The following is a 739-nucleotide window of genomic DNA, read 5'->3' on the forward strand; positions in this document are numbered from 1 at the left end:
TTCGCACTACCTGATTTTGACACCGCCGTCGTCCAACAGATTCTCGGAATGACGCTGGCCAATCTTGAGGCGCAGGCTGCAACGCGGGTGCGAGAGCATTTGAAGCGCCTCGGACGAGCCGGGGAAAACTGGGTGGCCGAAGGAATGGAGCTTATCAGTGCAGCTTCCGAGGGGCGGGAAGGCGACGCGTGTCCGTTCTGTATGCAGGGACTGCAGAACTCGCCGATCATCGCGCACTATCAAGGCTATTTCAGCGCCGAGTACGATGCATTGAAACGCGCCATTCGAGAGACCGGGCTCGCTGTTCGCGACGCACACGGTGGAGATATTCCAGCTGCTTTTGAACGCGCTATTAGAACCGCAGCGCAGAACTGCGAGTTTTGGAAGGAGTTTGCCGATGTTCCGGAAATAAGAGTCGATACCGCTGCGATCTCACGCGAATGGACTGCCGCTCGTGAGGCTGTTCKCGGGCACCTGCGTGCAAAGGCTGTTTCGCCGCTTGAACCCATGTCTTTGGGCCAAGAGGCGATTGATGCAATTCACGCATATCGCAAGCGGCTCGCAGACATTGGTGTATTGTCAACGCGGCTCGAAGCCTGCAACCCCGCGCTACAGATCGTCCGCGAAAGGGCTGGGGCAGACGAGATTCCGGCGCTGACCAGCGACTTGAGCGCCTTCAATGCGCGTAAGCAACGCTTCGATCCAGCGATTGCGGCACTGTGCCAAGACTATCTGACGG

The 739-nt window shown here is 58.1% G+C and carries 1 pseudogene; it reads left to right on the forward strand.

The features are described 5' to 3' along the window. Positions 1–48: 48 nt before the first annotated feature. A pseudogene (locus ACXJ7R_RS35205) lies at positions 49–739 on the forward strand (AAA family ATPase); the annotation flags it as partial.

The sequence above is a fragment of the Mesorhizobium sp. P5_C1 genome (genome assembly GCF_054049815.1).